This is a genomic window from Achromobacter sp. RT286_PF (assembly GCF_059760425.1).
In genome coordinates this window covers 88,288-109,946 of record NZ_JCBAMR010000011.1, presented here as the reverse complement: position 1 = coordinate 109,946, position 21,659 = coordinate 88,288, and the positions used below count along the sequence as shown (strand labels likewise).

Sequence of the window (21,659 nt, the reverse complement as noted above, 5' to 3'; positions counted from 1 at the left end):
AATCCGTCGTCGCTCAGGACGCCGGGGTCAATCCCGAAAGCCGGGGTCGATGCGGTCCAGCTTGCGCAGCAGGGCCGGCCATTCCATGACGCCGTAAGGGCGACGCGTGCCGGGCTGATAGTTGTTCCAGGTTTCTTCCAGCACGGCGGGGCTGACCTGGCGCAGCGGCGAGCCCGTGGCCATGGCCGCCAATTGGGAGCGGCAGGCCAGCTCCAGCCGATGCATCCAGTTAAAGGCCTCGCCCACCGTGCGGCCCACCGTCAGCGCGCCATGGTTGCGCAGGATCAGCGCTTCGCCCTGACCCAGGTCCTGCAACAGGGATTGCTGCTCTTGCAGGTCCAGCACCACGCCCTGGTAGTCGTGATAGCCAATCTTCAAAAAGCGCATGGCCGTCTGCGTCAACGGCAGCAGCCCGCAGTCCAGCGAGGCCACAGCCATCGACGCCCAGCTGTGCGTGTGGATCACGCAGTCCACGTCATGGCGCGCGGCGTGCACCGCGCTGTGGATCACGTAGCCGGCCTTGTTGATGCCGTAGTGCATGTCGCCAAAGTCCGGCTTGGCCAGGATGGTGCCGTCCAGGTCCACCTTGATCAGGCTGGACGCCGTGATCTCTTCGTACATCATCCCGTAGGGGTTGATGAGGAACGCGTTGTCTTCGCCCGGCACGCGGGCCGAGATGTGGTTGGCCATCATGTCGGCCATGCCGTAAAGCTCGACCAGCCGGTAGCAGGCGGCCAGATCGACACGGGCCTGCCATTCCTGGTCGGAACAGTGCGGCCGCATGGAAGCAATGGGAAGCGTGCCCGGGCGTCGGGAGTCAGTGGTCATCAGCTTTGCAGAGGTCCGTTGCCGCGGCACCATGCCACGGCGTTCACCAATGCAATGTATGCGTGGGACCTGGCGCGGCCTAGCCCTGCGCCCGGCATGGGGGCATCACGAATCCAGAAGGGTGGCGCCGGGCCAGCCGCCGTGGCGCACTTGCGCACGCATCACGTCCACCAGCACCACGCGCGCGGCCAGCGCGGCGGGTGACAGTTCTTCGTCGTTGATGCAGTAGACGGCGTTGCGGCGGTACAGGAAGGGGTCGTCGATGGGGTGCATGTTCAACAGTCCGGCCTCGGCCCGCGCCACGGCGGCGCCCGGCTGGATGGTGGCGATGGGGTTGGCCTGCACCAGGTCCATCAAGGTCGTCAGCCCGTCCACTTCCACCGCCACCCAGGGCTCGATGCCGACGCGTTCGAAGGCGGCTTCTACCCAGGCGCGCAGGCCATGGGCCTTGCTGGTCACGGCCAGGGGCAGGCCCGCCAACTGGTCGATGGTGGCGGGTTCGCCGTCGGGCAAGGCGAACACGCCGCGCTGGGCCAGCAGGAACAATTTTTCGTCCAGCACCGGGATGGCGCTGCGGCCCTGGCTGCTGTCATTCTGGAACAGCACCGCCAGGTCCAGACGCCGGTTGTTCAGCTGGTCGCCCAGGTTGCCGGACAAGCCTTCGACCAGATGCAGCCGCACGTTGGGATAGCGTTCGGCCATGGCCGCGTAGAACGGCCGGGCCAACATGGATGCTGTGGTGGGCGCAAAGCCCACGCTGACCATGCCCGACAGCCGGGCCTCGCGCGCGGCGGCCACGGCGTGTTCCGCGTGCCGCAGTGTCAGCCGGGCCTGGCGCAGGAACGCGGTGCCGGCGGCGGTGGGCACCACGCCGGTGTGCGTGCGCATCAGCAAGCGCGTCGCCAATTCGCTTTCCAGGCGGCTGATCTGCTGGCTTAGCGCCGAGGCCACCACGCCCAGATCGCGCGCTGCCCGGCCGATGCTGCCAAGTTCTGCCACGCGCACGAAGTAGCGGAGTTGACGCAGTTCCATGGTCTTCAAAACGGGGACGGTAATAGCGGGATAGTAGCGGCACGCTTTGGTGGCGCGCATTTTTTTGCGCGGATGTCGTTCAAAAAAATGTCAGGTATCTGACTTGGCGCTGAACATCAAACGAAAATTGTTTACACTCGCATCCACAAAATTGAAGTCGGAACGGCCCGCCGCGGGGGCGGACACCGTTCGAGTCACGGGAGAAAGTCGATGCGCAAGTTGTTGTTGGGTGCGGTGTTGGCCGCAGCGGTATTCGGGGGAACGGCCCACGCGGCGGCGGAACCCCGTGCTGTCGTCGCCACCTATTCGGATCTGGCGCTGGCGGGCTATGAAGATTCGCTGGCCGCCGCCAAGACGCTGCGCTCTGCCATCAACGCGCTGATCGCCAAGCCCAGCGCCGACACGCTAAAGGCCGCCCGCGAAGCCTGGCTGGCCGCGCGCGTGCCCTACCAGCAGACCGAGGCGTATCGCTTCGGCAACCCCATCGTCGATGACTGGGAAGGCCGCGTGAATGCCTGGCCGCTGGACGAAGGCCTGATCGACTATGTGGATGCCTCGTACGGCACCGACAACGACGAAAACGCCTACTACGCCGTCAACGTCATCGCCAATTCAAAGATTTCGGTCGGCGGCAAGACGGTGGACGTCAGCAAGATCACGCCGCAGCTGTTGTCCGAAGTGCTGCACGAAGCCGACGGCAACGAAGCCAACGTGGCCACCGGCTATCACGCCATCGAATTCCTGCTGTGGGGCCAGGACCTGAACGGCACCGGCCCGGCGCCGGCGGACCGCAAGGGCACGCCGCAAGAACGCCATTCGGGCGACCGCCCGCATACCGACTTCGACACCAAGCAATGCACGGGCGGCCACTGCGAACGCCGCGTGCAATTCCTGAAGGCCGTGACGGACCTGCTGGTAACCGACCTGGAAGAAATGGTCGGCAACTGGAAGAAGGACGGCGCGGCGCGCAAGGCCGTGGAAGAAGATCCCAAGGCGGGCCTGATCGCCATGCTGACGGGCCTGGGCAGCTTGTCGTACGGCGAATTGGCCGGCGAACGCATGAAGCTGGGCCTGATGCTGCACGACCCCGAAGAAGAGCACGATTGCTTCTCGGACAACACCCACAATTCGCACTACTACGACCAGATCGGCATCCGTAACGTCTACCTGGGCACCTACACCCGCATCGACGGCAAGCAGGTCACGGGCGCCAGCCTGTCTGAACTGGTCAAGGCGCGCGATCCCAAGCTGGACGCCGAAGTGCGCGCCAAGCTGGACGCCACCGTGGCGGCCATGCAGGCCATGAAGACGCGCGCCGAAACGGTGGAAACCTATGACCAGATGATTGCGGACGGCAATAAGGAAGGCAACGCCGTGGTGCAGGCCGCCATCGACGGCCTGGTGGACCAGACCCGCAGCCTGGAACGCGTGATCACGTTGCTTGAGCTTGGCAAGGTAGCCATCGAAGGTTCCGACAGCCTGGATAAACCTGACGCCGTATTCAAGTGAAACTCGTTCTAGCCGCCGTACTGGCGGCGTCGGCCTGCGCCGGCGCCGCCGCTGCCACCGAAGTTACTGCCGGGCGTGACGACTTAACGCCCGAAGACCAAAAACGCGTCACCGCCATCACCGCGCCCACGCGCGATTTCTCCAAGGTTGAAACCTTCGAGACCATGCAGGCCGGGGCGGCGACCACCAATAAACTGATCAACGCCGATATCTTTTCCCAGCCCTCGGCCAACATGAGCTTCGAGGGCCGCCAGGAATTTCAGGTGGGCAACGGCCTGTTCCGCAAGGACTGGGTGTCGGCGCCGGCATCGACGCAGGCCTCCGACGGCCTGGGGCCGCTGTTCAACGCGCGTTCGTGCCAGGCCTGTCACACCAAGGACGGGCGTGGCACCGTGCCGGGCTTCGACCCCCTGGAACGCACCGACGCCGTGGCGCTGCTGTTGCGCCTTGCGGTGCCGCGCGGCCCGGACCGCGGTCATCTGACGCTGGCGCCCGGCGAATTGGCCGAGTTGCCCGAACCCGTCTACGGCGTGCAATTGCAGAACTTCGCGGTGGCGGGGCTGCCGGCCGAAGGCCGCATGGAAATCGAATACGCGCCCATCGCGGTGGCATTGAACGGCGGCGAGACGGCCACGTTGATGAAGCCCACGTATCGCATCGAAAACCCGGGTTATGGCCCCCTGCGCGCGGATACGCAGATTTCGCCGCGCCTGGCGCCGCCCATGATCGGGTTGGGCCTGCTGGAATCCATACACGAAGCCGACATCCTGGCCAACGTGGGCGCGGACAAGCGCGACGGCATCGTGGGCAAGCCGAATTGGGTGACCGACGCGCGCAGCGGCAAGCGCGTGCTGGGCCGCTTCAATCTGAAGGCGGGCCAGCCCACCGTTGAACAGCAGAGCGCCGCCGCGTTCTCCAACGACATGGGCCTGTCCACGCCGCTGTTCCCCAAGCATTCGGGCGATTGCACGCCCGCGCAAAAGCAGTGCCTGGATATGCCGCACGGCGCGCAGCCGCGCTTTGGTCCGGAAGAGGTGCCGGCCAAACTGATGGACTTCGTGACCATCTATTCCACCAACCTGGCGGTGCCGCAGCGCCGCGACGCCGACGACGCGCGCGTGCTGGCCGGCAAGAAGCTGTTCTACGAAGCCAACTGCGTGGCGTGTCACGTGCCCAAGTACGTGACCAGCCGCAACGCCAAGCAGCCGGAACACCGGTTTCAGCTGATCTGGCCGTACACCGACATGCTGGTGCACGACATGGGCGATGACCTGGCCGATGGCGTGTCCGACGGCCAGGCCACCGGCCGCGAGTGGCGCACGCCGCCGCTGTGGGGCATCGGCCTGACCAAGACCGTGAATCCCACGGCGACGTGGCTGCACGACGGGCGCGCCCGTACGCTGCTGGAAGCGGTGCTGTGGCATGGCGGCGCGGGCAAACCCGCGCGCGATCGCGTCGTGGCGATGACGCCTGACGAACGCGCTGATCTGATTCGTTTCCTGGAGTCGTTGTGATGGCATCTATGACGCAAGCGGGGGTTAAGGCTGCGCGGGGCAGGGCGATTGCGTGGAATGCCCTGGTGACGAAGAGCGCCGCATTGAAGTCCACCGCATTGAAGCCCACCGCGCTTAAGGTCACGGCGCTGAACACTCTCGCAGTGAAGGTCACCGCTTTGAAGGCCCCCGCATTGAAGTCCACCGCGCTGAACGCCTTTGCATTGAAATCCTTGGCATCGAAGGCCACCCTGGCGGCCGCGCTGCTGGCCGTGCCGCTGGCCGTGCAGGCGCAACTTTCCCCGGACCTGGGCGAGCGGCTGGCACGCGACTACGCCCGCCCGGCCGTCAGCAAGATGGTGGATGCCGCCGCCGCGCTGGATGGCGCGCTGGGCGGCTGGTGCGCCAGGCCGGATGCCGCCGGTGCCACGCGCGTGGCCGACGCCTATACACAGTTGGCGCTGGCGTGGTCCGGCGTCGAGATTCTGCGTTTTGGCCCGCTGGTGCAAGCCAACCGCTTTGAACGGCTGGCGTTCTGGCCCGACACGCGCGGCGTCATGCCGCGCCAGGTGCAGCAGTTGATCGCCGCGCAAGACGCCGCCTTGCTCGCGCCCGGCGCGCTGGCGGGCCGCAGCGTGGCGGTGCAGGGCCTGCCCGCGCTGGAATACGTGCTGTACGGCGACCCCGCGCTGCTCAAGCAGACCGGCGCGCCGACCTTTGCCTACGCCTGCGGCTATGCCCGCGCGGTGGCCGCCAACGTTACGACGATATCGCGCGATGTGGCCCAGGCCTGGAGCCCGCAAGGCGAGTTCGGCCGCCAGTTCGCCAAGCCGCAAGCCGGCAACGACCTGTACCGCGACCCCCAGGAAATTGCCGCCGAGGCCATGAAGGCCTTGTCGACCGGTTTGCAGTTTGCCCGCGATGTGAAGATCCTGCCGGTGTTGGGCGAGTCTCCCGACGCCGCGCGGCCCAAGCGCGCCGCGTTCTGGCGCAGCGGCATGTCCACGCGCTTGCTGGCGGCGAATCTGGATGGCTTGAGGGCGTTCTATCAGGCGGGCGCCTATGCCTTGCCCGCCGGCAGCGACTGGATGGATGTGTCCGTGCGCGGCGAATTGCAGTCCGCCGCCCAGACCTTGCAAGCCGTGCTGGCCCCGCTGGACGCCGCGCTGCAAGACGAAGAAGGGCGCCGCTTGTTGCTGTTGGCCTCGCTGACTATCCAGAACGCCAAGGCCATCGTCGACCAGGATCTGGCCCCGGCGCTGGGTGTCACCATCGGGTTCAATGCGCTTGATGGTGATTGACCGCCGCCGCTTCCTGATGCTGGCCACGGCGCTGGGCTTGTCGCCCAACGCCGCGCGGGCGGTGCTGCCCGCCGATGGCGGCGCGTTGTATCTCAGCGCGCGCAAGCGCGGCGGCCGCGACGAAGCCGTGTTGCTGGACGAGGCCGGGCAGGACCGTCTGGTGGTGCCGATGCCCGCGCGCGGCCATAGCTTTGCCATCGACGCCGCGCGCCAGCGCGCGGTGGTGTTCGGCCGCCAGCCGGGCTTTTTTGCCGTGGCGTTTTCGTTGCGTGACAAGGGCCAGCCGCAGGCCTTGCCAGTGCCGGACGAACGCCATTTTTTCGGACATGGCGCGTTTATTGATGGCGGGCGCCTGTTGGCCGCCACGGAAAACGACTTCGAAGGCGGGCGCGGTGTGCTGGGCATCTACGATGCCTCGCCGGGCGGCGCGTGGCGCCGAATCGGCGAATTCGATTCGGCCGGTATCGGCCCGCACGAAGTCGTATTGATGCCGGACGGCAAGACGCTGTGCGTCGCCAACGGCGGCATCCTGACGCATCCCGATTACGGCAAGCTGGAACTGAACCTGGACACGATGCGGCCATCGCTGGCCTATATCGACGCGGCCAGTGGCCGGTTGCTTGAAAAGGTGGAGTTGCCGCCCACGCTGCATCGCTTGTCGATCCGGCATCTGGCGCTGGCGGCCGACGGCTGCGTGTGGTTCGGCTGCCAGTACATGGGACCGGCATCGGATCGGCCCGCGCTGGTCGGGCGGCATCGGCGCGGCGCGCAGCTGGAACTGTTCGAAGGGCCGGCCGAGACGCTGCGCAATATGCGCAACTACGTCGGGTCGGTCACGGTGGATGCGGCGGGCGGCGTCATCGCCACGTCCAGCCCGGTGGGCGGGCAGGTGATGTATTGGGACGCGGCCAGCGGCCGCTGCCTGGGCACGACGCCATTGGCCGACGGGTGCGGCGTGGCGCCCGCGCCCGCAACCGGGTTTCTGATCAGCAGCGGCCTGGGCGCCATGCTGCGTGCCGATGCCACGGGTTACCAGGCACCGGTGCTGCTGCCTTCGCGCGAGCTGTCCTGGGACAACCACTTCCGCGCCGTCAAAGCCTGACACTGCGCACGGCACTTACAAAGCTTGACATAGCAAGCCCGCGCCGCGCCCCTTTGTGTCGGCGTCATCTGATACAGTTTTCGGTTGTTATTTTTTGTGGAAAATTCCATGGAAGACGCCTTGAACGAATTCCACGCCTGGGCCCCCAGGCTGGTTGATATGGGCATCAATCTGTCGGTGGCCCTGCTGATCCTGATCATCGGCTGGTGGGTGTCGTCGCTGCTGGGCAGTTGGGTGCGACGCGCGGCAACGCGATCCAGCAAGATCGACCCGACCATCGTGCCGATGTTCTACAGCACGGTCGTGTGGGCCGTGCGCATCTTTACCGTCATCGCCGTGCTGGCGCGGTTTGGCGTGCAGACGGCCAGCTTGATCGCCGTGTTGGGCGCCGCCGGTCTGGCTGTGGGCCTGGCGCTGCAAGGTACGCTGCAAAACATCGCGGCCGGCATCATGCTGCTGATCTTGCGCCCCATCCGCGCGGGCGAATACATCGCCCTGAGCTCCGGCGCTGACGGCACGGTGGCCGAAGTGGGCTTGTTCCTGACGCGGCTGGTGCAAGGCGACGGCATCCACCTGACGCTGCCCAACAGCACCGTCTGGAACGCCACCATCACCAACTACAGCCGCAACAAAACGCGCCGCCTCGATATCCCGGTGCCGGTGCGCTATGGCGACGACCTGGATCAGGTGATGAACAAGCTCAAGGAAATCGTCGCCGCGCGCCCGGATGCGCTGATGGATCCGGAGCCGCAGATCAAGGTGTTTGAGTACAAGGAAAGCGGCGTCATCGTGAACGTGCGCGTGTGGGCGGAATCCAGCAAGTATTGGGATCTGCGCTGGGGCCTGTACCAGGAAATCCGCACCTCGCTGGAAGCGGCCGGTTTTCAGCCGCCGATTCCGCTGCGCGAAATCCAGAACCCCAAGACTGCCGGCAAGGCTGACGCGGCCACCTGATGGTCGCCGGCTTGTCGAGCATGCAAACGGGCGCCTTCGGGCGCCCGTTGTTTCATGCGGCCAAGAAGGCGTCCGCCATCTGGTCCGCTATCTGGTCCACCCTCTGGGTCGCCATCAAGCCTGCATCGCCAGCCGCGCCAGTTCCGATTTGATCCAGCCCGCGATCTCGCGCTGACGCTGGGCCGGCATGCGGTCGATGATGGCCGTGACACTGACGGCCAGCAGCGGCGAGCCGTGCGAATCCAGCAGCGCGCAGCCCACGCCCAGCGCGCCACGCACCGCATGGTTGCCCACCACGGAATAGCCGCGCGCGCGGGTGTTGTCGATCAGCCGGTACATTTCCTGCGGCGTCATGCCGCCGTATTCGTCCAGCCGACCCGAATTGCGGTCGACGATGCCGCGTGCAATGTCGTCCGGCAGCGCGGCCAGCAGCGCCATGCCGCCTGAGCCCACGCCCAGCGGCTGGCGCTTGCCGGCGTAGGTAGCCAGGATCTGCACCGGATAGCTGCCGATCTCGCGATGCAGGCTGATGGAATCATCATCGTCGCGCACCACCAGGAACACGGCGTCGCCCGTGCGGTCCGCCAGGCGGCGCAGCACGGGCAGCAGCTGACGCACGCGCGGATCGCGCGAGCGGGTGTCGGGGTCCACGGCCAGCTGCGCGCGATATTTCTTGGTGCCCGTCACGGGCAGAACCAAGCCGGCGTCCAACAGGGCGGCCAACAGGCGGTAGATGGTGGGGCGCTGTATGCCCGTCAAGCGGGCGATATCGGTCACGCTGAGGCCGTCGGGCCCTTGGTCGCGCAGGGCGGCCAGCACGGCAAGTCCGCGCCGCAACGTACGTGGGCCTGCGGCCGCGGCATCACTGTCTTGCATGCAAATCTCTGAAAACTTAGGGTTATTGCGGAACGGTCAAGGGAAAACCATTGTCCGTAGCGTGGACTCTACCTTGATGCAACCGTCGTGTATAGCTCAAAATGCGTCATCAAATAATTCGAATCGTCCATCTAATGGACAGTACCTGCACGGAGACACTATGACTACAGGTCAAAAGCCTGGCCTGCGGCGTTTTGCCGCCACCCTTCTGGCTACCGCCGCAAGCGCCTTCGCAATGGGTTCCGCCCATGCCGCATACCCTGACAAACCCGTCCGCATCGTGGTCGGATTTTCCGCCGGTGGTACCACCGACGTGATCGCCCGCATCATGGCCAAGGAACTGACCGAGGCCCTGGGCCAGTCGTTCGTGGTTGAAAACAAGCCGGGCGCCGGCAGCAACATCGCCACCGACCAGGTGCAGCGCGCCGCCCCGGATGGCTACACGCTGCTGTTCGTGGCCGTCACCAGCGCCATCAACCAGACGCTGTACAAGAACGTCACGTTCGATCTGACCAAGGACTTCGCCCCGGTCGCCCTGGGCGCCAAAGTGCCCAATATCCTGGTCGTGAACCCGGAAGTGCCGGTCAAGTCGGTCAAGGAACTGGTCGATTACGCCAAGAAGAACCCGGGCAAGCTGGCTTTTGCCTCGTCGGGCAGCGGCACCTCCATCCACATGGCGGGCGAGCTGTTCAAGATGAAGGCGGGCATTGACGTGCTGCACGTGCCCTACAAGGGCAGCGCGCCGGCCATGACCGACCTGATCGGCGGCCAGGTGCAATTCATGTTCGACAACATGCCGTCGGCATGGCCGCACGCCCAATCGGGCAAGCTGCGCGCCCTGGCCGTCACCACCAGCGACCGCTCCAAGAGCGCGCCGGACCTGCCCACCATGAAGGAATCGGGCTTTACCGATTTTGACGTGTCGTCCTGGTTCGGCCTGCTGGCCCCGGCCGGCACGCCGCCGGAAGTGATCAACACGCTGAACGCCGCCATGCAGAAAGCGCTGGACAAGCCTTCCGTGCAGACCAGCTATGAAAAGCTGGGCGCCGTGGGCGTGAAGACCACGCCGGCTGAATTCGGCGCGTTCATCAAGTCGGAAGTCGATGGCTGGGCCCCGGTGGTCAAGGCCTCGGGCGCCAAGGTGGACTGATCGCGGGACACCCCGGCCAGCACCAGTTGCTGGCGGGGCTGTGATCCCAAAGGGACGGGCCTTGCGCCCGTCCCTATTTTTTTGCGCCGCCGTTGCGCCGAGCGGTGGCCAGCATGGCGGTGCAGACGCCGCGCATCATGTCCACTTCGTCGCGCGTCAACGCCGGCCGCGAAAACAGGTGGCGCATGCGCGGCATCAACTTCTTCGGGTGCGCCGGGTCCAGGAACTGGACGCCGATCAGCGCTTCTTCCCAATGCGCCAGGAACGCCTGCACGGCCTCGCCCGAAGCGGGCTCGGCGCCGCGCGACGGCTCTTGCGCGGTCGACGCCGGCAACAGCGCCGCGCCCTGTTCCACCAGCAGGGCGTAGCGCAGCTCCCAGGCGGCCAGCTGCAAGGCCTGAGCCACGTTCAGCGAGCTGTATTCCGGGTTGGCGGGAATGTGGCAAATGCGATGGCACAGCGCGATTTGCGCGTTGGTCAGCCCGGCGCGTTCGGTGCCCAGCACCACGGCGGCCACGCCTTCAGCGGTACCGGCCAGATGCGCGCGGGCCAGGTCGGCCGCCTGACGGATGTCGCAGGGCGGGGGCCCCAGGTCGCGCACGCGCGCGGTCAGGGCAAAAGCCATGGTCACGGGCGCCAGCGCTTCTTCCAGCGACGGATAGATGCGCGCGTTTTCCAGCACATCCAGCGCGCCGCTGGCCAGAGCCACGGCTTCGGGCTGGCTGGTTACATCTGGAAATTTAGGCTCTACCAAGACCAATTCGGAGAAGCCCATTGTCTTGATGGCGCGGGCCGCCGAACCCACGTTTCCGGGGTGGCTGGGGTTCACCATAATGAAGCGAACACGTGAAAATGCTTGAGTCATTTAAAATGGCGCGTTTGGCTTCACGCCTTCCTGGTTTTTTGGGTCGATTTCCCCGTTGGGGCGACGACGATTCGGGGGGGGGCGGCAAGTGGCCTATCATCACGCGAACCCACCGCATACGTACGGAATTTTATGCACCCGATGCTCAACATCGCCATCAAGGCGGCCCGGCGTGCCGGCACCATTATCAACCGTGCCAGCATGGATTTGGAACGACTCAGCGTGGCTCGCAAGGGGCCGCGCGATTATGTCACGGAAGTCGATCGCGCCGCCGAGGAGTCCATCGTCGAGACACTGCATGCCGCTTACCCGGACCATGCCGTGCTGGGCGAGGAATTCGGGCTGCAAGGTCCCGACCAGGCTGAATTCCAATGGATCATCGATCCCCTGGACGGCACCACCAACTTCATCCACGGCCTGCCCAACTACGCCGTGTCGATCGCGCTGACCCAGCGCGGCCAGGTCACGCAAGCGGTCATCTATGACCCCTCGCGCAACGAACTGTTCACGGCCAGCCGTGGCAGCGGCACCTTCCTGAACGACCGCCGCGTGCGCGTCTCGGGCCGCACCCGCTACCACGAAGCGCTGTTGGGCGCGCACTGGCCCAACGCCGGCGATCCCGAACAGGGTTCGCAGCGTTTCCGCCATATGGCCGAAAGCGTTACGGGCGTGCGCCGCATGGGTTCCACCGTGCTGGATCTGGCCTACGTGGCCAGCGGCCGCCTGGACGGCTTCTGCGGCGTGGGCCTGAAGCCCTGGGATCTGGCCGCCGGCAGCCTGATGGTGCTGGAAGCCGGTGGCCTGATCGCCGATTTCGACGGCGAACAAGGCTGGATGGACAGCGGCAACGTCCTGGCTGCCACTCCCAAGATCTTCACGCAGTTGCTGACGTCGCTGAAACCGCCGTCCGCCGCCTGATCGCGCGGGCCGATGCGGCCTGCAACAGACCGGCCTTCGGGCCGGTTTTTTTATGGCCCTCGCACGGCGAACACAAGCCATGCACATGGCTGAAAACCATTGGCCATCAGGCAAACGGAGGGCCGCGTGTCACCGGCATGTCACGAATTTTCCATGTACGATTACCGGTCGTGTAACTTCTGGAGCTCCTGATGGAGTGGCTGCTAGACCCCGCAGCGTGGGTCGGCTTGCTTACCCTGGTCGTCCTTGAGATCGTCCTGGGCATTGATAACCTGATTTTCATCGCCATCCTGGCGGACAAGCTGCCCCCTGCGCAACGCGACCGCGCGCGCATCATGGGGTTGAGCCTGGCCCTGATCATGCGGCTTGGCCTGCTGTCCGTCATGTCGTGGCTGGTCACCTTGACCACCCCCTTGTTCACAGTCGGTCCGGTGTCGCCTTCGGGGCGCGACCTGATCCTGATGGTGGGCGGCCTGTTCCTGCTATTCAAAGGCACGATGGAACTGCACGAGCGCCTGGAAGGCGGCCAGCACGCGGGGTCCTCCGGGCCGCGCGTGTACGCCAGCTTCTGGGTGATCGTTACGCAGATCGTCGTGCTGGACGCGGTGTTCTCGCTGGACTCGGTCATCACGGCCGTGGGCATGGTGGATCACCTTGCCATCATGATGATCGCCGTGGTCATTGCCATCGGCATCATGCTGCTGGCCTCCAAGCCGCTGACGCGCTTCGTCAACGCGCACCCGACCGTGGTGGTCCTGTGCCTGGGCTTCTTGCTGATGATCGGCTTTTCGCTGCTGGCCGAAGCCTTTGGCTTCAAGGTGCCCAAGGGCTACCTGTACGCGGCCATTGGTTTCTCGGTAGCCATCGAAGCGCTGAACCAGGTGGCGCGCCGCAACCTGCTCAAGCTGGACGCCCGCCGCCCGATGCGCGAACGTACCGCGTCGGCCGTGCTGCGCATGCTGGGCAAGCGCCCGCCCACGAGCGACGAAGCCGACCTGCCCAATGCCGACGGCCCGGCCATCCCGGCGTTCGGCGTGGAAGAACGCAACATGGTCAGCGGCGTGCTGACGCTGGCCGAACGTTCCATCCGGTCGATCATGACGCCGCGCACGGATGTGTCCTGGGTCAATATCGACGACGACCCGGAACTGATCCGCCGCCAGTTGACCGAGGCGCCGCACAGCTTTTTCCCGGTGTGCCGGGGGTCGCTGGACGAAGTGCTGGGCATCGCGCGGGCCAAGGACCTGGTCGCCGACCTGATCACCGAAGGCCGCGTGCGCCGCAACCGGCTGCGCGATCCCATCATCGTGCACGAGTCGATCGGCATCCTGCGGTTGATGGACACGCTGAAGCGTTCGCGCGGGCAGCTGGTGCTGGTGGCTGATGAATTCGGCGCCATCGAAGGGCTGGTTACCCCCATCGACGTGTTCGAGGCCATCGCCGGTGAATTCCCCGACGAAGACGAACTGCCCGACATCGTGGCCGACGGCGACAACACCTGGAAGATCGACGGCGCGGCCGACCTGCACCACGTCGAACAGGTGCTGGAAACCGAAGGGCTGGTCGACGAGGCCCAAGACTTTTCCACCCTTGCAGGCTACCTGCTGTCACGCTTTGGCCACCTGCCCAAGCCCGGCGATGTCTGCGAACACGAAGCCCATCACCAGCGCTTCCGCTTCGAGGTGCTGGAAATGGACGGCCGCCGGATCGCGCTGGTGCGCGTTGAAAAGCGGCCACAGGAAATGCTGTCGGACGAAGCCCCGCTGGCCAACGATTAACCGGAACCCCTACCTATCGTGACTGACAACGCGCTCTATCTGATCAAGGCCTTCATTCTTGGCATTCTTGAAGGCCTGACCGAGTTCATCCCCGTGTCCAGCACCGGCCACCTGATCCTGGTGGGCGACTGGATCAACTTTCAGTCCGGCGATGGCAAGGTGTTCGAAGTGGTCATCCAGCTGGGCTCGATCCTGGCGGTGATGTGGGTGTTCCGCGCGCGGCTGATGCAGCTGATCCGGGGCACCTTGACCGGCGTGGCCAGCGAGGTGGCCTTCACCCGCAACCTGATCATCGCGTTTCTGCCCGCCGCGGTCATCGGCGCCATCTTCATCAAGACCATCAAGTCGGTGTTCTATCACCCCGGCGTGGTGGTGGTGACGCTGGTGGTGGGCGGCCTGATCATGCTGTACGTGGAACGCCGAACGCATCACACGCCGGGCGACGCGCCGGGCGCCGCCGACGACACGGCGTCCGACGAACGGGCATCGGCGCACACGCTGGAACAGATCACCTGGAAGCAGGCGCTGGGCGTGGGCGTGGCGCAGTGCTTTGCCATGATCCCGGGCACGTCGCGGTCGGGCGCCACCATCATCGGCGGCATGATCGCCGGCATCCAGCGCAAGACGGCCACGGAGTTCTCGTTCTTCCTGGCCATGCCCACGATGCTGGGCGCGGCCGTTTTCGATATGTACAAGAACTTCGGCCTGCTGACCCAGCACGACCTGTCCGGCATCGCCGTGGGCTTCATCGCGGCGTTCCTGAGCGCGATGGTGGTGGTGCGCGCGGTGCTGCGCTTTGTGGCCAACCATACGTACCGCGTGTTTGCCTGGTATCGCATCGTGTTCGGCGCGGTGGTCGCCGCGTGGATCTTCACGCGCTAGTCCCTTTCAGTCGCGCATAAAAAATGGCCTCGCGGTTGCGAGGCCATTTTCATTGTGCGGCCGTTGCCGGCATTGCACAGCGTTCGGCTTTGTCCTGAGTCTTACTCTTACGATTCCGTTTCCAGGTCGTAGAACGTCAGCCCATCGCTATCGATGATCAGCCAGCCACCGCGCGGGGGCGACACGTGGTCGCAATCCCAGTCGGGCAGCACCCAGCGTTCACGCTTCTTGCCGTCCACGTCCAGCACGTGACGCGCCGGGCGATGCGTGTGGCCATGGACCAGTACGGGCACGCCGCTGTCGCGGAAGATCGCTTCGATGGCGGCGCCATTGACGTCCATGATTTCCATGGACTTCGTCTGGTTGGCTGCCTGGCTTTCGCCGCGAGCCTGCTGCGCCATCGCCAGGCGCTCGGGGATGGTCTTGGCCAGGAACTCGGCCTGCCACTGCGGATTGCGGACCATCTTGCGGAACTGCTGATACGCGGCGTCGTCCGTACAGAACTCGTCGCCGTGCGTCAGCAGCACCGGGCCGGCATCCGTTTGCAGCAGGGCGGGCTCGGGCAAGAGCTTGGCGCCCACCGCCATAGCCAATTCTTCCCCGATGAGGAAGTCGCGGTTGCCGCGCCCCAGCCATACCGGAATGCGTGCGCTGGTGTCGCGCAGCGCCGTCAGCACCGTGGCAAGCCACGGCGGTGCGGCGCGGATCACGTCATCGCCGATCCAGGCGTCAAAGATGTCGCCCGGCAGCAGCAACGCGGCAGCTTCCTGCCGCGCGGCCTCCAGAAACGCCAGGAATGCCTCGGAGGTGGCCGGCGTGGCCGGCCCCAAGTGCAGGTCGGACGCCAGCCAGATCGGGCCGGGCAGGGCAATCTTATTCAAGAATCTCGGCCTTCTCGATGATCACGTCTTCGTTGGGCACGTTCTGGTGGAAGCCCTTGTTGCCGGTCTTCACGCCCTTGATCTTTTCGACCACGTCGGTGCCTTCGGTGATGGTGCCGAACACAGCGTAGCCCCAGCCGTTCGGCGTGGGCGACGTGAAGTTCAGGAAATCATTGTTGGACACGTTGATGAAGAACTGCGCGGTGGCCGAGTGCGGGTCGCTGGTGCGGGCCATCGCCAGGGTGTACTTGTCGTTCTTCAAGCCGTTGTTGGCTTCGTTTTCGATCGGGGCATGCGTTTGCTTTTGCTTCATGCCGGGTTCGAAGCCGCCGCCCTGGATCATGAAACCGTCGATCACGCGGTGAAACACCGTGCCGTTGTAGAAGCCTTCCTTGACGTAGGTCAGGAAATTCTCGACGGTCTTGGGCGCCTTGGCGGCATCCAGGGTGATGACCATATCGCCTTGGTTCGTAACAAGCTTGACGCGCGGGTTGGTGCTCATGGCTTTTGTGCCTTCAGAAGTAGTGGTGGTGGAGGAGGCCGCTGGGGCGGCGCTGACAAGCGCTGGGGCAAATGCGGCCAGCGCGAACGAGCACGCCGTCAGGCGCAGCAGGTGGAAGGGTGAGTAACGGGACATCATTTGCCTTGTTTATCCTTCAGCATGGTTTCGACTTCACGGGCCTTCTCCTGCATGCCGGGCACGCCATCGCTGGCGGCCTTCTTGTAAGTGCGCAGGGCCTGTAGAAGTTGCAGATCGCCCAGGTTGGCTCGGGCGGCGGCGTAGCCGGGGTCAGCGCGTAGTGCCATTTGGAGGGCGTCTTGCGCTTTTTCAAGTTCACCGCGGCTGGCATATAGAGCGGCCAGGTTGTTCCAAGGTTCCGGCAACTCGGGGAAACGCGTGGTCATGTCGGTGTAGATGTCGATGGCTTCGCCCGTGCGGTTCAGGGCGGCCAGTGCGCGCGCGTGCTGGAACATCAACTGCACATCGGTGCCGCGTTGGTCCTTGATTTCGGCCTCGCGCTTTTCGATCATCGCCAACGCTTCTTCGTTATCGCCGCGGTTCAGCAGCATTTCGATGCGGTTGGTGATCTGTGAGGGCGACGGCGTCAAGCGCGTGTCGACACCGGGCTTGGCTGCTTCCAGCAGGTTGGCCAGACTGTCCCAGCCGCCTTCGGGGGGGATGGGGTCCAGGGTGGTGCGCGTGGCGTTGGGGCTGGCCCCACCGCCGCCGGCCATCGACTGGGCAAGGGCGCTACCGGCCGGCGCGCCGGCAAAGGCCAGCGCGAGCAGGGCGACACAAAAACGCGGCTTGATAGTCACGTGGGTATCCGTTAAAAGTCGTGGCCGGGCAGCACTTACGCGTGCGACCGGGCCGCTTGCTATACTTGACGACCGCCATTTTAGCCCCGGTTGCGTTTTTGTTTCGGCAAGAGCTTGAGCTGGAACAGAGATGTCGAGCTGGAGCCCCCCGGCAGGACGCACGGTACCGGGGGTATCAGCGGTACCGGGGGGTATCGAGGGTATCGGCGGTACCGGGGGTATCGGTGATACCGGCGGTATCGTTCCGCCCCAGCAACTTTTTCCGATTTCGCCGCGGAAAGCAATCAGACCAATACATAAGCGCCATGCTGCAAATCTACAACACGTTATCGCGTACCAAAGAACCGTTCAAACCGGCCCAGGCTGGTCAGGTGCGCATGTACGTGTGTGGCATGACCGTGTACGACTTCTGCCATCTGGGCCATGCCCGCATGCTGGTGTCGTTTGACGTCGTGCAGCGTTGGCTGCGCGCCAGCGGTCTGGCCGTGAACTACGTGCGCAATATCACCGACATCGATGACAAGATCATCCGTCGCGCCGTGGAAACCGGCCGCCGTATCGGCGAGGTGACCGAGTTCTATATTGCCGCCATGCATGCCGACGAGCGCGCGCTGGGTGTTCAATCGCCCGACCGCGAGCCGCGCGCCACGCAATACGTGGGCGACATGCTGGACATCATCGGCAAGCTGGAGCAGAACGGCCTGGCCTACCAGGCCGACGACGGCGACGTGAACTACGCCGTGCGTGGCTTTGCCGGTTACGGCAAGCTGTCCGGCAAGACACTGGACGACCTGCGCGCCGGCGAACGCGTGGCGGTGGGCTCGGCCAAGCGCGACCCCCTGGACTTCGTGCTGTGGAAGTCGGCCAAGGCCGACGAACCCGCCGACACCAAATGGGAATCGCCCTACGGCATGGGCCGCCCCGGCTGGCACATCGAATGCTCGGCCATGAGCCAATCCTTGCTGGGCCTGCCGCTGGATATCCACGGCGGCGGTCCCGACCTGAAATTCCCGCACCACGAAAACGAAATCGCGCAGACCGAAGGCGCGTTCGGCGGCACGCTGGCCAACATCTGGATGCACTGCGGCCCGCTGATGGTGGATTCTGACAAGATGTCCAAATCGTTGGGCAACTTCCGCACCATCCGCCAGACCGTGGCGTTGGGCGACCCGGCGGCGGACGACGCCGACTACCGCGTCAACCCGCGCGAAGCCGAAATGGTGCGCTTCTTCATTGTGCGCAACCACTATCGCAGCTCACAGAACTACACCCCCGACAACCTGATCGACGCGCAAAACGCACTGGACCGCCTGTACCAGGCCTTGCAGAACGTGCCGGCCGACGACCAGGGCATCGACTGGAACGAGCCGCAGGCCCAGGCCTTCAAGGCGGCCATGGACGACGACTTCAACAGCTCGGGCGCCGTGGCGGCCCTGTTTGAACTGGCCACCGAGGCCAACCGCGACAAAAACGCGCGCAGCGCCGGCCAGCTGAAGGCGCTGGCGTCGTTGTTGGGTTTGTTGCAGCAGGACCCGGCAACGTACTTCCAGTCGCCCACGCGCTATTCGGCCGCCGCTATCGAGCAGGGCCCGCGCGCCACGCTGGACGCGGCCGCCATCCAGTCGCTGATCGATGCGCGCGCCGCCGCCAAGGTCGCCCGTGACTTCGCCGAGGCCGACCGCATCCGCGCCGAACTGCGCGAGGCCGGTATCGAACTTGACGACAAGCCGGGTGGCTTGACGCAATGGCGGCGGGCCTGAGCCCAGTGGATACGCCTGATATGTCCGCCGCCGATCTCGACATTCCCAAGCCTGACTATTGGGAAGCGGCCGTCGCCCATCTGATGCGGCGCGACCGCATCCTGAAAAAAGTCATCCCGCAGCATCCCGAAGTGTGGCTCACGTCGCGCGGCACGCCGTTCGTGACGCTGGCGCGCGCCATCATCGGGCAGCAGGTGTCCACCAAGGCGGCCGACGCCGCCTGGACTAAATTCATCGAAGCCGTCGGCAAGCGCCCCACGCCCGTGGCCGTACTGCGCGTAGGCGTCGATGGCTTGCGCCGCGCCGGCTTGTCCCAGCGCAAGGCCGAGTACGTGCTGGACCTTGCCGTGCACTTCGGCGAACGCCGCGTCCACCCTGAAAAGTGGGCGGCCATGGACGACGAAGCGGTTATTTCTGAATTGGTCGCCATCCGGGGCATTGGGCGCTGGACGGCGGAGATGTTTTTGATTTTCAATCTACAGCGGCCTGACGTCCTGCCGCTGGATGATCCAGGGTTGCTCAAGGCAATCTCGCTTCACTATTTCAGTGGCGAGCCTGTCTCGCGCTTCGAGGCTCGCGAAGTCTCGCTGGCGTGGCAGCCCTGGCGTACCGTGGCGACCTGGTATCTATGGCGCAGTCTGGAACCGACACCGGTTCAATACTGATGCACACCAGGCAGCCCATCTACGGAACCACACTACATGCGCAATACATTTCTGGAATTTGAACAGCCGCTGGCCGAACTTGAAAACAAGATCGAGCAGCTGCGCTATGTGCAGGCCGATTCTGCGGTAGACATCTCCGACGAGATCGGGCGTCTTCAGCAAAAAAGCCAGACCTTGGCCAAGGAGATCTACGCCAAGCTCACGCCGTGGCAGACGGCGCTTGTCGCCCGCCACCCCCAGCGTCCCTACACGCTGGACTACGTGCGCGAAATGTTCACCGACTTCCATGAACTGCACGGCGACCGCATGTACGCCGACGACCAGTCCATCATCGGCGGCCTGGCGCGGTTCAATGGCACGCCCTGCATGGTCATCGGCCATCAAAAGGGCCGCGACACCAAAGAACGCGCCGCCCGCAACTTCGGCATGCCGCGTCCGGAAGGCTATCGCAAGGCCCTGCGCCTGATGCGCCTGGCTGAAAAGTTCGGCGTTCCCGTCTTCACCTTCGTGGACACCCCCGGCGCATACCCGGGCATCGGCGCCGAAGAACGCGGCCAGTCCGAAGCCATCGGCCACAACCTGTACGCCATGGCCGAACTGAAAGTGCCCGTGATCTGCACGATCATCGGCGAAGGCGGTTCCGGCGGCGCGCTGGCCATTGCCGTGGGCAATGCCGTGCTGATGCTGCAATACGCCACCTACGCCGTGATTTCGCCCGAAGGTTGCGCGTCGATCCTGTGGCGCAGCGCCGACAAGGCGCCCGATGCCGCCGAAGCGCTGGCCATCATCGCGCCGCGCCTGAAAGACCTGGGTCTGGTTGACCGCGTCGTCAACGAACCCGTGGGCGGCGCCCATCGCGACCCGCGCGTCATGGCGCGCTTGCTGCGCCGCGCACTGGCCGACGCCCTGCGCCAACTGCAAGGCATGACGCCCGAACAGCTCGTAGAGCAGCGTGTGCAACGCCTGCTGTCCTACGGCGCTTATACGGAAGTGCGCGCGTAGCCCCGGCAAAGGCGCCGGCTGGTACGCTGGCGCCACGGCCGCGCTGCCCGCGCTCCAAATCATGAATGCGCACCCCACGCCCGACACGCCCGACCAGGCTGAGTCGGGCGTGTCGCATTGCGCGTCCGCAGCGCCGTCGGCGTCGACGGAAAAGGGGGCGGTGCCATCCGCTGCGTCTTCGGTGTCGACAGCCGGGCAGACGGTGTTGCCGGCCACGGCGTCGGTGTCGGCCGCAGGGCGACCGGCGTCAACGGTTGTGCTGCCGACATCGCCCGCGCTGACCGTGGCGTTGCGAGACGCCTTGCACGCGCTGCCCGCCCGTCCCGCACGGCTTGCTGTCGCGTTGAGCGGGGGCGCCGACTCGGCCATGCTCGCCGTGCATGCGGCGGCCGTTGCGCATGATCTTGGCATCGGCCTGTCGCTATTGCACGTGCATCACGGCTTGCAGGACGCGGCCGATGAATGGGGCAGGCAAGTCCATGCGCTGGGCGCATTGCTGGGCCTGCCGGTGCAGGAAGCGCGCGTGCAGGTCGAGCAAGCGGCGGGCAAGGGCATCGAGGCCGCCGCGCGCGATGCCCGCTATGCCGCGCTGGCGCGGCTGGCACAGGCAGAAGGCGCGACTCACGTATTGCTGGCGCATCACCGCAACGATCAGGCGGAAACCGTTTTGCTGCGGCTGCTGCGCGGCACTGGCCTGCTGGGCATGGCCGCGATGTCGCCGGTCTCGCAACGCGACGGCATCACCTATGTGCGCCCCTGGCTTGCGCAGGACCGCGCGACGATCCTGCTGGCCGCCGACGCCGTGCGGCAAGCGTGCGGCTGGCAACCCGTACAAGACCCCACCAACGCCGATCCCCGCTACACCCGCGCCGCCGTGCGCGAACTGCTGGCGCCCGTGCTGGACAGGCGCTGGCCCGGCTGGCGTGCCATCGTGGCGCGGCATGCCGCGCACATGGCCGAAGCGGCGCAGATCCTGGATGAAGTCGCGCGCGAAGATTTTGCCCGTCTGGACCCCGGCCCCGACGGCGCCAGCTTTTCACTGAAGGCGTGGCGCGAATTGTCCCCGCCGCGCCAGTCGCAGGTGCTGCGCTTCTGGTTGCAACAAAACGGTGCGCGCATGCCCACGGACGCGCGCCTGCGCGACCTGCTGCGCCAGCTACGTGAACTGCACAGCCTGGGGCACGACCGGCAACTGCGGGTGCGGCAACCCGGCCACGTCGTGCGCTGCCATCGCGGGCGCGTGTGGATCGAAGCGCAGGAATAAATCCCGGTTTCTGGAAAGAATCCACGAAAAAATAGCCGCGCAATGAACATAAATTTCCTCAAACTGAGCAAATTTTTAC

General features: G+C 65.3%; 20 protein-coding genes. 13 read left to right on the top strand and 7 right to left on the bottom strand.

Features of this window, described 5'->3' with window-relative positions; all coding sequences use genetic code 11:
- Window positions 1-27: 27 nt before the first annotated feature.
- Complete coding sequence (locus AC6LJY_RS11790; RefSeq protein ID WP_046804173.1) at window positions 28-828, bottom strand: class II aldolase/adducin family protein; 801 nt, start codon at window positions 826-828, stop codon at window positions 28-30.
- Window positions 829-933: 105 nt separating this feature from the next.
- Window positions 934-1,860 carry a LysR family transcriptional regulator gene (locus tag AC6LJY_RS11785; RefSeq protein WP_046804208.1) on the bottom strand — a complete coding sequence of 309 codons (927 nt, stop codon included), beginning with the start codon at window positions 1,858-1,860 and terminating at the stop codon, window positions 934-936.
- A 210-nt stretch (window positions 1,861-2,070) separates the two neighbouring features.
- Between AC6LJY_RS11785 and AC6LJY_RS11780 the strand changes: the two genes are divergently transcribed.
- The 5 genes from AC6LJY_RS11780 (at window position 2,071) to AC6LJY_RS11760 (ending at window position 8,219) form a co-directional block, all read left to right on the top strand.
- A complete protein-coding gene (locus tag AC6LJY_RS11780; protein WP_498135990.1) occupies window positions 2,071-3,369 on the top strand; it encodes an imelysin family protein in 1,299 nt (432 codons plus the stop codon).
- Complete coding sequence (locus AC6LJY_RS11775; RefSeq protein WP_498135989.1) at window positions 3,366-4,883, top strand: di-heme oxidoreductase family protein; 1,518 nt, start codon at window positions 3,366-3,368, stop codon at window positions 4,881-4,883. Before AC6LJY_RS11780 ends, AC6LJY_RS11775 begins: the two co-directional genes overlap by 4 nt.
- 335 nt (window positions 4,884-5,218) lie before the next feature.
- Window positions 5,219-6,163: an imelysin family protein gene (locus AC6LJY_RS11770; protein ID WP_498136013.1), complete on the top strand. Its 945-nt coding sequence runs from the start codon at window positions 5,219-5,221 to the stop codon at window positions 6,161-6,163.
- A complete protein-coding gene (locus AC6LJY_RS11765) occupies window positions 6,153-7,265 on the top strand; it encodes a DUF1513 domain-containing protein (RefSeq protein WP_498135988.1) in 1,113 nt (370 codons plus the stop codon). The genes AC6LJY_RS11770 and AC6LJY_RS11765 overlap by 11 nt, the downstream gene beginning before the upstream one ends.
- 108 nt (window positions 7,266-7,373) lie before the next feature.
- A complete protein-coding gene (locus AC6LJY_RS11760; protein ID WP_046804170.1) occupies window positions 7,374-8,219 on the top strand; it encodes a mechanosensitive ion channel family protein in 846 nt (281 codons plus the stop codon).
- A 114-nt stretch (window positions 8,220-8,333) separates the two neighbouring features.
- On the opposite strand, the gene AC6LJY_RS11755 is transcribed toward AC6LJY_RS11760, so the two are convergent.
- Window positions 8,334-9,095, bottom strand: coding sequence for an IclR family transcriptional regulator (locus tag AC6LJY_RS11755; protein ID WP_046804169.1), 762 nt, complete (start codon window positions 9,093-9,095; stop codon window positions 8,334-8,336).
- A 160-nt stretch (window positions 9,096-9,255) separates the two neighbouring features.
- Between AC6LJY_RS11755 and AC6LJY_RS11750 the strand changes: the two genes are divergently transcribed.
- Window positions 9,256-10,245: a Bug family tripartite tricarboxylate transporter substrate binding protein gene (locus AC6LJY_RS11750; protein ID WP_120156398.1), complete on the top strand. Its 990-nt coding sequence runs from the start codon at window positions 9,256-9,258 to the stop codon at window positions 10,243-10,245.
- 73 nt (window positions 10,246-10,318) lie between these two features.
- Here AC6LJY_RS11750 and AC6LJY_RS11745 read toward each other — a convergent pair whose 3' ends face one another.
- Window positions 10,319-11,110 carry an RNA methyltransferase gene (locus AC6LJY_RS11745; protein ID WP_120156397.1) on the bottom strand — a complete coding sequence of 264 codons (792 nt, stop codon included), beginning with the start codon at window positions 11,108-11,110 and terminating at the stop codon, window positions 10,319-10,321.
- 132 nt (window positions 11,111-11,242) lie between these two features.
- On the opposite strand from AC6LJY_RS11745, the gene AC6LJY_RS11740 reads away from it, so the two are divergent.
- From AC6LJY_RS11740 to AC6LJY_RS11730, 3 genes are all read left to right on the top strand, one after another.
- Window positions 11,243-12,028 (top strand): inositol monophosphatase family protein, encoded by a 786-nt coding sequence (locus AC6LJY_RS11740; protein WP_498135987.1) that lies wholly within the window; start codon window positions 11,243-11,245, stop codon window positions 12,026-12,028.
- Window positions 12,029-12,219: 191 nt separating this feature from the next.
- Window positions 12,220-13,806 carry a TerC family protein gene (locus tag AC6LJY_RS11735; protein ID WP_046804165.1) on the top strand — a complete coding sequence of 529 codons (1,587 nt, stop codon included), beginning with the start codon at window positions 12,220-12,222 and terminating at the stop codon, window positions 13,804-13,806.
- Between the two features lie 18 nt (window positions 13,807-13,824).
- Window positions 13,825-14,688 (top strand): undecaprenyl-diphosphate phosphatase, encoded by an 864-nt coding sequence (locus AC6LJY_RS11730; protein WP_046804164.1) that lies wholly within the window; start codon window positions 13,825-13,827, stop codon window positions 14,686-14,688.
- Window positions 14,689-14,795: 107 nt separating this feature from the next.
- Here AC6LJY_RS11730 and AC6LJY_RS11725 read toward each other — a convergent pair whose 3' ends face one another.
- From AC6LJY_RS11725 to AC6LJY_RS11715, 3 genes are all read right to left on the bottom strand, one after another.
- A complete protein-coding gene (locus AC6LJY_RS11725; protein ID WP_498135986.1) occupies window positions 14,796-15,569 on the bottom strand; it encodes a UDP-2,3-diacylglucosamine diphosphatase in 774 nt (257 codons plus the stop codon).
- A complete protein-coding gene (locus tag AC6LJY_RS11720; RefSeq protein ID WP_006225507.1) occupies window positions 15,562-16,071 on the bottom strand; it encodes a peptidylprolyl isomerase in 510 nt (169 codons plus the stop codon). Before AC6LJY_RS11720 ends, AC6LJY_RS11725 begins: the two co-directional genes overlap by 8 nt.
- 134 nt (window positions 16,072-16,205) lie before the next feature.
- Entirely contained in the window at window positions 16,206-16,889 is a 684-nt protein-coding gene (locus tag AC6LJY_RS11715; protein ID WP_498135985.1) for a tetratricopeptide repeat protein, read from the bottom strand.
- Window positions 16,890-17,194: 305 nt separating this feature from the next.
- Here AC6LJY_RS11715 and cysS point away from each other — a divergent pair, with 305 nt between their 5' ends.
- From cysS to tilS, 4 genes are all read left to right on the top strand, one after another.
- A complete protein-coding gene (cysS, locus tag AC6LJY_RS11710; RefSeq protein WP_498135984.1) occupies window positions 17,195-18,649 on the top strand; it encodes a cysteine--tRNA ligase in 1,455 nt (484 codons plus the stop codon).
- Window positions 18,650-18,669: 20 nt separating this feature from the next.
- The gene (locus tag AC6LJY_RS11705) at window positions 18,670-19,314 is read left to right on the top strand and encodes a DNA-3-methyladenine glycosylase family protein (RefSeq protein WP_046804159.1); all 645 of its coding nucleotides are present in this window, start codon (window positions 18,670-18,672) and stop codon (window positions 19,312-19,314) included.
- Window positions 19,315-19,350: 36 nt separating this feature from the next.
- On the top strand, window positions 19,351-20,316 hold the full coding sequence (locus AC6LJY_RS11700; protein ID WP_046804158.1) for an acetyl-CoA carboxylase carboxyltransferase subunit alpha: 966 nt from the start codon (window positions 19,351-19,353) through the stop codon (window positions 20,314-20,316).
- 61 nt (window positions 20,317-20,377) lie between these two features.
- Window positions 20,378-21,580, top strand: a complete 1,203-nt coding sequence (tilS, locus tag AC6LJY_RS11695; protein WP_498135983.1) for a tRNA lysidine(34) synthetase TilS — start codon at window positions 20,378-20,380, stop codon at window positions 21,578-21,580.
- The last annotated feature ends 79 nt before the right edge of the window (window positions 21,581-21,659 follow it).

Coding starts and splice junctions, on each gene's coding strand:
- AC6LJY_RS11790 (WP_046804173.1), bottom strand. CDS start 828: ATGACCACTGACTCCCGACGCCCGGGCACGCTTCCCATTGCTTCCATG.
- AC6LJY_RS11785 (WP_046804208.1), bottom strand. CDS start 1,860: ATGGAACTGCGTCAACTCCGCTACTTCGTGCGCGTGGCAGAACTTGGC.
- AC6LJY_RS11780 (WP_498135990.1), top strand. CDS start 2,071: ATGCGCAAGTTGTTGTTGGGTGCGGTGTTGGCCGCAGCGGTATTCGGG.
- AC6LJY_RS11770 (WP_498136013.1), top strand. CDS start 5,219: ATGGTGGATGCCGCCGCCGCGCTGGATGGCGCGCTGGGCGGCTGGTGC.
- AC6LJY_RS11765 (WP_498135988.1), top strand. CDS start 6,153: ATGGTGATTGACCGCCGCCGCTTCCTGATGCTGGCCACGGCGCTGGGC.
- AC6LJY_RS11760 (WP_046804170.1), top strand. CDS start 7,374: ATGGAAGACGCCTTGAACGAATTCCACGCCTGGGCCCCCAGGCTGGTT.
- AC6LJY_RS11755 (WP_046804169.1), bottom strand. CDS start 9,095: ATGCAAGACAGTGATGCCGCGGCCGCAGGCCCACGTACGTTGCGGCGC.
- AC6LJY_RS11750 (WP_120156398.1), top strand. CDS start 9,256: ATGACTACAGGTCAAAAGCCTGGCCTGCGGCGTTTTGCCGCCACCCTT.
- AC6LJY_RS11745 (WP_120156397.1), bottom strand. CDS start 11,110: ATGACTCAAGCATTTTCACGTGTTCGCTTCATTATGGTGAACCCCAGC.
- AC6LJY_RS11740 (WP_498135987.1), top strand. CDS start 11,243: ATGCACCCGATGCTCAACATCGCCATCAAGGCGGCCCGGCGTGCCGGC.
- AC6LJY_RS11735 (WP_046804165.1), top strand. CDS start 12,220: ATGGAGTGGCTGCTAGACCCCGCAGCGTGGGTCGGCTTGCTTACCCTG.
- AC6LJY_RS11720 (WP_006225507.1), bottom strand. CDS start 16,071: ATGAGCACCAACCCGCGCGTCAAGCTTGTTACGAACCAAGGCGATATG.
- cysS (WP_498135984.1), top strand. CDS start 17,195: ATGCTGCAAATCTACAACACGTTATCGCGTACCAAAGAACCGTTCAAA.
- AC6LJY_RS11705 (WP_046804159.1), top strand. CDS start 18,670: ATGTCCGCCGCCGATCTCGACATTCCCAAGCCTGACTATTGGGAAGCG.
- AC6LJY_RS11700 (WP_046804158.1), top strand. CDS start 19,351: ATGCGCAATACATTTCTGGAATTTGAACAGCCGCTGGCCGAACTTGAA.
- tilS (WP_498135983.1), top strand. CDS start 20,378: ATGAATGCGCACCCCACGCCCGACACGCCCGACCAGGCTGAGTCGGGC.